Source organism: Microcoleus sp. PH2017_08_TRC_O_A, assembly GCF_020738665.1.
Lineage (GTDB): Bacteria > Cyanobacteriota > Cyanobacteriia > Cyanobacteriales > Microcoleaceae > Microcoleus.
This window is the reverse complement of record NZ_JAEQCE010000141.1, coordinates 1-9,038: the sequence shown is the minus strand read 5'-3', so window position 1 is coordinate 9,038 and position 9,038 is coordinate 1. Positions and strand designations below refer to the sequence as shown.

Annotated in this window: 10 protein-coding genes; 2 read left to right on the top strand and 8 right to left on the bottom strand. The window is 44.7% G+C overall.

Going from position 1 to position 9,038, the window contains the following annotated elements:
- Positions 1-136: 136 nt before the first annotated feature.
- Positions 137-964, bottom strand: coding sequence for a hypothetical protein (locus JGK22_RS31450; protein WP_293275042.1), 828 nt, complete (start codon positions 962-964; stop codon positions 137-139).
- 297 nt (positions 965-1,261) lie between these two features.
- On the opposite strand from JGK22_RS31450, the gene JGK22_RS31445 reads away from it, so the two are divergent.
- On the top strand, positions 1,262-1,654 hold the full coding sequence (locus JGK22_RS31445) for a DUF4189 domain-containing protein (protein WP_293185016.1): 393 nt from the start codon (positions 1,262-1,264) through the stop codon (positions 1,652-1,654).
- Between the two features lie 186 nt (positions 1,655-1,840).
- On the opposite strand, the gene JGK22_RS31440 is transcribed toward JGK22_RS31445, so the two are convergent.
- Entirely contained in the window at positions 1,841-2,182 is a 342-nt protein-coding gene (locus JGK22_RS31440; RefSeq protein WP_293185015.1) for a hypothetical protein, read from the bottom strand.
- Positions 2,183-2,510: 328 nt separating this feature from the next.
- On the opposite strand from JGK22_RS31440, the gene JGK22_RS31435 reads away from it, so the two are divergent.
- Entirely contained in the window at positions 2,511-2,807 is a 297-nt protein-coding gene (locus JGK22_RS31435; RefSeq protein ID WP_293185013.1) for a DUF433 domain-containing protein, read from the top strand.
- 43 nt (positions 2,808-2,850) lie between these two features.
- On the opposite strand, the gene JGK22_RS31430 is transcribed toward JGK22_RS31435, so the two are convergent.
- The 6 genes from JGK22_RS31430 to JGK22_RS31405 all read right to left on the bottom strand — a co-directional run bounded on the left by JGK22_RS31430 (position 2,851) and on the right by JGK22_RS31405 (position 8,649).
- Positions 2,851-3,501 (bottom strand): DUF1287 domain-containing protein, encoded by a 651-nt coding sequence (locus tag JGK22_RS31430; protein WP_293212520.1) that lies wholly within the window; start codon positions 3,499-3,501, stop codon positions 2,851-2,853.
- A 467-nt stretch (positions 3,502-3,968) separates the two neighbouring features.
- Positions 3,969-5,420, bottom strand: a complete 1,452-nt coding sequence (locus JGK22_RS31425; RefSeq protein WP_293275040.1) for a hypothetical protein — start codon at positions 5,418-5,420, stop codon at positions 3,969-3,971.
- A gap of 211 nt (positions 5,421-5,631) precedes the next feature.
- Positions 5,632-6,096 (bottom strand): hypothetical protein, encoded by a 465-nt coding sequence (locus JGK22_RS31420; RefSeq protein ID WP_293185007.1) that lies wholly within the window; start codon positions 6,094-6,096, stop codon positions 5,632-5,634.
- A gap of 82 nt (positions 6,097-6,178) precedes the next feature.
- Positions 6,179-6,853 (bottom strand): hypothetical protein, encoded by a 675-nt coding sequence (locus JGK22_RS31415; RefSeq protein ID WP_293185006.1) that lies wholly within the window; start codon positions 6,851-6,853, stop codon positions 6,179-6,181.
- A gap of 1,264 nt (positions 6,854-8,117) precedes the next feature.
- On the bottom strand, positions 8,118-8,318 hold the full coding sequence (locus JGK22_RS31410; RefSeq protein ID WP_293185005.1) for a hypothetical protein: 201 nt from the start codon (positions 8,316-8,318) through the stop codon (positions 8,118-8,120).
- A gap of 130 nt (positions 8,319-8,448) precedes the next feature.
- Entirely contained in the window at positions 8,449-8,649 is a 201-nt protein-coding gene (locus JGK22_RS31405; protein WP_293185004.1) for a radical SAM protein, read from the bottom strand.
- Positions 8,650-9,038 lie beyond the last annotated feature (389 nt).

Sequence of the window (9,038 nt, the reverse complement as noted above, 5' to 3'; positions counted from 1 at the left end):
ATCTGGTTTTTGAAGAGGGCGAAGCATGACCGCATATAAGTTATTAGTTATAATCTCCTATTTTCTGCGGTCATGCTTCGCCCCTACGGATATATTCGCTGGCATTGAGATGACCCCAAATTAAATGCTGTAAAGCTTATCTATCTTCGACTACTCCGACTAATGACTGCAAGTCGAAATCTTTGTCCAAGCCACTGAGACAAATACCAGAACTCATAACTGTTAAGTCATTTTTGGCGATCGCCGAACTATGATGTTCTCCACTAGCGCTAGTCCATTCAACCAACCAATAATCAGCGCGATCGCTAAAATCCCGCAACTCGCCGCCCCCCATCTGCAACGCCCGCTGCAAGCGCTGTTCGTCACGCACTTTCGGAGCGAAATCTTTAATATTTCGGCACACCAATTCGTAAACAATTCGCATTTCCGGCGTCATTCCTTTAAAGCGAACTTCTTGAGGCAAAATCAACTTTTTCAAAGCATCTTTCAACTCCTCACACAGCAGCGGATCGGCGCGCCGATCAATCTCTTCAAACCACAAACAATTACCGTCCCACCGCGCCACAATCTGCTCGAACTGGGAGCTTTCACTCACTAAATGTACTGCTACAGGTTTAGCAAAACCCACGCGCTGTTTAGCATCAGACTCGTTAACAGGATAGGCCAGCCAACTTTGCCCTTGTAGCACGCGAGCTAATTGCAAGCGAATCGGTACAAGCAGTTGCAAATACTCGGCGACTTGTGGCAAACTAGGTTCCTCAACTACAGCAGCAATTTTATTATTAATTGCCTCCAAAATAGCCCATCCTTCAAAGTTGCGCTGCTGCAATTGAAAAGTATAAATCATGCCACATATCTTTGTCCGCACCCTTCCCCCTCGAACGCAAGGAGCCAGGAATTGAGTATCGAGCAGTTCCCCTTCTTGGGCCGCGAGTTGGCTGATAATCTTGCGGATATTTGCCATGGAAGTGACCTCCTTCAACAGTTGACAGTTGACAGTTGACAGTTGACAGTTGACAGTTTAAGAGCGACCTTTACCTAGAAGGAAGAGGATTGGAGTAATGAATAGTCTGATTTTAATTTCTCCCTATCGGGGAGAGGCTTTCAACCAATTCTTTCTGGTAATTTTACTTGTTTTTACACGATCTGCATATAAACTAAGAGAATATAAACATTTACTAACAATCTTGACATCAAGGGAATTCCGAATATAATATTGAGCAAGTATTCAAAGTTAACGTTGTAAAAATATCAAGTAAATATGCTGCAAAAACTCTGTTTTAAGTTAGTAGTAGTGACAAGTCTGACACTTCCTATTGTTGGCTCTGCCCAAGTAGCTAAAGCTCAGAACACTCATGGAGCTACTGCTTATTCTCCGACTTCTGACGCCACCGGTATTAGTTGGGATCATGGTACAGAGAAAGAAGCACTAGATGCAGCAGTAGCCGCCTGCAATCAACAAAGTGGTGGGGCTAACGATTGCCAAGCGCTGACCTCTAATACAAATAATTGTGGAGCGATCTCAGTAGGCAAAGGAGGAGCAGGTGCGGGCTGGGGCGACGATAAAGCAGCAGCAGAAGCTCAAGCTCTCGCTGCTTGCAGCGAACTGGAAGGAGGCAACTGTAAAATTCAGCTTTCAGCTTGCAACAAGTAATTGAATGATGAATTTTTGTCGGAGTGGTGTATATTTTCTCTTGTAAAATAGCTGAGAAAATAGCCATATTATGTCCGTTTATTTACGCGAGAAAAATGGTTTCTAGTGAGGACTTTAGTCCGCAGAAAGAAGGACTAAAGTCCTCACTACAAACCAGTAGGGTGCGCCGGAGCGCACCTTACCCAATTAATCTCCTACTTCAGAGGTAACTGCATCCGGCGGCAGCAAACTTTCTAATCTATCTTTAGACCAGTATTCAGTAGGATAGGCGAGTGCAATAATATCAGAAAGTCGAATTAACCACGTAACTTGTCCGTAAGCATCGGTATTTTCCCCGTGTTCGTTAGGGGGAACTATCACCAAAAGTTCTGCAAACTCCCCGAACAAATTAATCGGGATGCCGCCGAAACTACTATTATTTGTTTTAATCCAAACTTTACAGCCTCGATCGAGGGCTTCTTGGAGTCGCTGGGACAGTAAAGTGGATTTTTTGACCTGGGATTTTTTGGCTTTCGACTTTTTTCCCATAGTTTTAAGAAGTTAAAGTAGTTGTACTGTGAGTTGCACGGTGGGTTACACAGTGGGTGGAGATTGGAGTGCGATCGTCTTCTAGGGCTTCGTTAACGCGATTTGCTATTGAAACTGACAAAACGAAAAAGGACGATCGCCCGATCGACACCCTACCAGTCTAGTCTATAAGAAAGTGCCGCACTGCGATCGCCATAACAATTTAATTACAAAATCGGGAAATGAGCTGCGGTATCAAGTTACAGAGTGAGTTAACAGTCTCCGTATTTATACTGTGCCCAAATGCAGTATAATCGGCGAAGTCTTCCCAAATCGTTTAACTAAAACAATGGACTGGCGAAAGCTCATTCATCCCAACCCGAAAACTTCAACAATTCAACCACCAGCGCCAGAAACTCGATTGTCTGTAGAATTCCTGTTGGGGCTGTTTGCGGCGGGATGGACAGAAGAGCAAGTTTTAGAGAAATATCCTACACTCACTTCCCCCAAGCTGCGCGCTGCTTTGGCTGCTGCGGATTCGCAGTTAGTTTCATCCATCGCCAATCCTGAGTTACTGGAAATTATCGAACAAACTAGGGAAGAGTTGAGAATCGAGAAAAAGTTGCCGCTTGAGGAGATTGATTGAGGGAGATATTTGGGAGTAAAGTGCGATCGATTTTCGATGCTACTCAAAAATATCGATAATGCCCGATAATCTTCCAATTGAAGAGGACATCTTCCAATTTAGTTCCTGCACCGATATTGTGAACGATCGCAAATCTTCCCGAAGGCGATCGCACGTTGCTAACTATCCCGATATGAGACTCGCCTCCTCCTAAATCCCATGTTACTACATCCCCCGGTTGATAATTATCTGCATTGCGAGTAACAGGTAACGATTTACCTTTTCGTTCAAAAAATACCATCAAATTAGGAACTCGGCGATGATCGATATTCGGATCTGTGTTGGTCAAATTCCAATCTTTTGGATAGGCTGCAAAGTTCTGCCGCATATCTTCATGTACCTCTTGTTGCAGATCCACTTTTACCTGCCGAAATGCGCGAATTATGACATCGGTGCAAACACCTGTAGTCATCGGTACATCGCCACCAGGGTAGGGAATCGCTACATAAGCAGGATCGTAAGAATTGGTAATTTTAGTTTGGGCGATCGCATTATCGAGCACTTCACGAACTATCGGCGAAGTTACCGGCACTGTTGCGGGATTTAACTGGACAGTTGGAACAGAAATTGGCTTGACGCTTTTTTGCGATTGACAAGCAACACAGAGATAACTAATAATTAGAATAAACCAAAGAGTTTGCAGGCGATCGTACATTATTCAATCTCAATTTCTGCCTAAATTTTATCTAACTCGTTCCCGAAACTCCAACACCGCCTCAAGAGGATCGGGGCGTTGTACATACTCAGCCAGCAATGATAAATCTAAATTGGGCAATAACTCGCTTTGGTGGATTTTTTCATATTCGTCTCCCCGCAGATGATAAACTTCAAAGTGACGATTTTTCCAGAACCAAACTTCTTTGACGAGCCATGCCCGATTATATCATTTATCAGAATTCATGGGTTTAAAACCCCCGCAGGTTGGTGTCATGGGGAGCATCTCAGTTTTGTATTTATAGTGCTGTCCCCGCTCGCGTATTGTACAATACGCGAGCGGGGACGCTCGCACTCAAAGAAAAAATATTTTTTACAAAACTGAGATGCTCCCGGTGTAATGTTTTTAGGGTGGGGTGTAAATCCCCATAGAAAAAACCTCCTACGACCTTTGTCAACTGTCAACTGTCAACTGTCAACTGTCAACTGTTTATCATCCCTGACAGGCAAAGCCACATCCAGAATTTCCATCAACAACTCCAGCCGCGAAGGACGAGACAACATCGGCACCAAGTTCGGCAGCGAGTAATAATCACCCGCAAATGTAAACGTTTCCACCGACACTTGCTTATCCTTCAATTGTTTTTCAACATAATCGCAGTAAGCGCCAACTCGCACAATCACCACATCAGGAATTACGCTCAAAGTGTGGCAGTATTTCTGATAAGCATCTGCAAAATAAGGTGCAGAGTTTTCGCCTTCATCTGTTACCATAATGAATTGCTCAACCACCTGCTTCTTAATCCGCATTGCTTCGATCGCACAACCGCAACTTGTGCCGCCGCCTGCGCGAATGTGCTTGAATGCGCGCTCCCAATCGCTCAATTCGCTGCCGTTTGCTTGCACTGGATAGGGCATCGTGTCAAAGGCGTAGACGAACAGCGCAGCCTCGGAAATGCCCGAAATCATGGCAGCGAGACGCTTGCCAACTTCGATCGCACTTTCCATACTTCCCGACTTGTCAATCAACAAACCCGTGGCTTTAACAATCTTGCCGCGCTTCTTCACCTGTTCGTTAGTTACCGCTTCCAGCTTCGCCGTTGTGGCTGCGTCGAACTTGGCGCCCGCACCGGCAACACTGGCTTTGTATGCAGAAACCCGATCGCACTTGGCGGCTTCATCCAACTTCGAGTCAATCAACAGCTTGACTTCCGGGTGATCCATCGCGCCGCGAGACTGAATTGATTTCAGGTTGTTGATGACTTCCTGCGGCGACATCGAATTAATCAGCGCTGCTAACACCGTTGGCGTGAGCATTTTGATCGCACCAACTGCGATCGTATAGGGAATCTTGTATTCAACAATCAAATTCGCCTGTTCCGCAGGAGTCGCAGCCTTCGCTAACTGCTTCAAAACAAATGCCAGCGAGTCTTCCGGCGGATTGTCCTTAAACAGAATAGCATTAGCTCGATCGCTCGGCTTGACGTGCAGAGTCGCGTATAAGTGCTTCATCGCCTTGCGGTTGCGGATGGCGGCGCGATCGAAAAACTGGGCATTCTTTTCGCGCGATCGCAGATAGCGAGTGACAGCAGTGCGCGCGCTGCGAGGCAGCTTATTCTGGTGCTGCTTCATAAAGTCCACAATCCGCGAAACCTCGTAGGGCGGGAACTCTTGCAACATCATAAACCCGGCGTCTCGGTGCTCTGTCAGCGCCGAAGTCAGCAAGTTTCCGGCAAAAACTTCCTTGTGGTCGCGCACGTCGCCGTGACGTTGATACCACACTGCTAAATGACCGTAAAAAATCGGATCTAATTCGATAATTAACTTGTGAATTTCTGTCACCTTTTCGAGTTGGCGGTGAGGTGTGGTGAGCAGACTGTTAAGCATTTCTAAACGTAAATCGCGCTCTGCTGTATTCATTGGTGCTGCCTCCAGTTGTGGTTTTGGATTGGCGATTTTGGATTTTCAATTATTAGGAATATCCAAAAATCTGCGGGTGGCAGTTGTTGCACGCTTGGCAATGAATATCGTAGTCACCGCGCAAGTTTGAGGAGCTTTGTTTTTTTAACCTTAGAAGGGTTGGTATGTAAGCTCTTCGGATTGGGGCGCGGCAACAACTGCTATTTTAAAACTATTTCAGGGAAAATTCTGGGATTTCGATCGCCCTTAAATCCGGTTCAACCCAAGTATTCCGGGCTTCCCAAGACATCAGGTGCTCGCGGGTGTAGTGGTTCCAGGGTAAAGTGCGATCGGCATATTCTGCAATCAAACCGTTAGCTAAATGTACGATCGAGCGATTCCGGCCTTCATCTGCCAGATACTCGCGCACAGTTTGCGCCCAAAATAGCGTTAGCGTTTCGTGATACCCGCTGTTTGGCGTGCTTTCAATGCCATTGGCAGAGTTGTAACGTTTGATGCCATTGCGAATTGCATCGATCGCCTCTGAGTCCGATTCGCCAAACAGAAAATACCATAAAGCAACGGTTAAATGGGCTTCATGCGTCCATTGGCTGCGCGGGAGGCTGCATTCTTGGAAGGCGTGGAGGAGGGTATCTATCTCGTAGGGCGATCGGTAAATTGCAAGTTTATTGCTCATAGCTAATACCCAATCAATTTCTTAGTCCGCGGAGGCGGACATCGTTTGTGTAGTAGCGGTTTCAACCGCCGACTCATGTCTTTTAACTTTTACTGAGTTGTTCCATGATGAACTTAATTTGCTTCTTGTTGCACTGACGTTTGCTCGCAGTATACTTCCATGTTTTGACACGGGAGTAATATTGATGAATTACCTCCAATTCTTCCCGATCGGCCAGCTCGAAAAGATACCAAATGCCATCTAGCTTTTGATAATGATGGTAATCATCGATCTTGAGAAAATCATCAGGCTTTTTCGGAGGTAATTTTCGTACCTTGTTTGCCAAGCAGAGTATCCGCGTCTCAGGATGAACGTAAAGTTCCTCTCTCCTAGAACCAAGTTGACGCCCATATCGGCGATCGCAAACAATTCCATCAACCAACACAACATCTCTTTCCACATAACCCCAAACATGGGAGAGAATATGTTTTCCAGACAGCGTAGTTATATCAAGAATTTGACACAATTCGTGGTAGATATCATCCCAATCTTGTCCTATTTTGCTCCGCAGCCAGCGAGATAAAGGCCCCAGACAATCAGAAAAATATTTGCTTTTTCTTTTCAGCTTGAGTAGATAAGGGTTAAAGATTCCATCAGTGCAAGCTGCCTCAGTAATTTCTTTCAGATGTCTCCGGTTTCCTGGTACTTTTTTTAAGCTAGCTCTCCAGCCACCGCGAGGCCGTTCGATGACGATTCTATCTAATCGGTGTTCGCTCATAGCAATTAACAATTGTAAATTAAATTATCCTAGTCATGGATGAACTTTTGACAAAGAAACAGATTTGTTTGCCTAATCTACGGACTACACCGAAAAAAATGCTTCATTCAGTTGACAGTTGACAGTTGACAGTTGACAGTTGACAAAAGAAAGAAGAGGATTAGAGTTAATGAATAGTCTGATTTTAATTTCTCCCTACAAGTGTTCCGGGTGTAAACCAATTCTTTCTGGCAATAAACCCGGTTTCTAGCCATCCGCGAGCAATTTATGTAAAATGTGACCAAATTTAAAACACTTCGCGCAAGTCAAAAAAGCTTTAAGCACAGCCGTTCTTACCAGTTTTACCTAGCAGTGGACGCGCAAACCTCATCTAGAACTAGAGACTCGGAATGCTTCCCTAATTCGATCGCTCGAATATCAGTACCTTAGGGCAGTTATATTTACTAAAGTGTGTAAGCTTCATCAGTTAGGGCGCGAAGTGTTTCGTTTGTAACAAGGAATTGAGTTGTTCAAAAATTGGAAGTTCCGCGCAAGTTTAAAAAGCGGTTTAACAGACCGATTGCTCTACCCCTGAGCTACAGCCTCTTAAACGAGACTGACAGGATTTGAACCTGTGACTAATCGGTGGTATCGTGTGTATGCGCTTCCTATGTTAGGGCGCGGAACTGAAGATTCAAGAGCGGATAGTTTCCCTTGTTTTCCATAAGGTTTGTAGTGAGGACTTCAGTCCTTCTTTTCTGCGGACTAAAGTCATCACTACAAACCTTTTTCATGAAGAAAGTTGAATCAAAGTGTTGTGATAGTAAAAGTCACCTCGCGCAAGTCAAGAAAGCCGTTGTTCATACGCAGGAGTTGAACCTGCAACTTTTCTTTAAAGAGAAATGCTCTACCAAGAGCGAGTATGTAAGCTTCCTTTGTGAGGGCGCGAAGTGGAACTTTTAACCGCGTGACAGATATAAAAACTTCAGGTATTAGAGGCGGCGCACGAGTCAGAGAAGCTTTGTTTTTTAGGAATTGAACCTACTATTCGATTTTTAGTCGAACGTTCGCCAGTTTGTAAGCTTCTTTAGTTGGGGTGCGCCTCGACAATTGATAATTTTTTATACCGCGCAAGTTTGAAAAGCTTTTGACAACTTCTAGCGTGTTTACCATTTCACCATAAAAGCCGAAGCCTTCAGCGGGACTTGAACCCGCAATCTTTTCAGAACTAGAACCCTAATGTTTGTAGGCTTCTCGAATTGGGGCGCGGAATAAAAGTAAATTCCTATCCGTAAACCGCCTCTGGGCGGACAATTAAATCACCGCTGGGACGGCGATCTAGCACGTAAGACTCGAAGCGATCGCTCTTGACATCAAAATGATTGGCTAGACGTTCCTGAATTGTTTTGTCGCTCATTCCTACCGTGATACCCAGTTGGTTTTCTGCCACATCATAGGAACGTCCTTCAAAACGAATGTGAACCATAACTGTTACCTCCTTAAGCGATTTTAGATTTTAGATTTTAGATTTTGGATTAGTAGCTTTTCTGCTGTTTAGTTGTGGCGTTAGTCGGTAAAAATTGCCAGCATTCGCATCTGCGCCCACACGACAATTTTTACATAAACAAACGCCGCTCTAAATGGTAAGCTTGTTTGAGATGGCGGATTTCTTCAGTCTTTTTTGCCGATCGCGCTCGATCGCAACTGTGTTGTTCTGAATCCGCCCCAGATTCGTTGAAATTCGGCTGTTTTGGTACAATATCTGACTCAGATCGAGTCAGTCTGTAACTGAACAGTCTCGTGAAAAGTAACAACATAACAATTAAGTCTCTATTGCAAGACTTTCAAATTGATGTTCCTTGAAATCTCGAACGCTATTTAGTTGTCAAGGTTCAGATTTGGTACGGAAAATGCAGGTTTTTGGCTCTCCTGCGCTTTCCATATGTCTATACTACATACATACTACAGAAGTGTCAAGGGGGTAGGAAAAGTTTTTTAGATACAGGTACGTAGTTGCGCTTCAGCGCTCTTTCATATATATATTAAGAGCGCTGAAGCGCAACTACGTACCTAGTGCTATCCGCTAAACACTGGACAAAAGTGGACAAGATAGCCAGTCTAAGTCTTTAACTAGGCTACGTTAGTAAGGTCACGACACCTACGAGTGCTTTCCAGCTTGTAGCTATGTCGCCGGAGATTAAACATC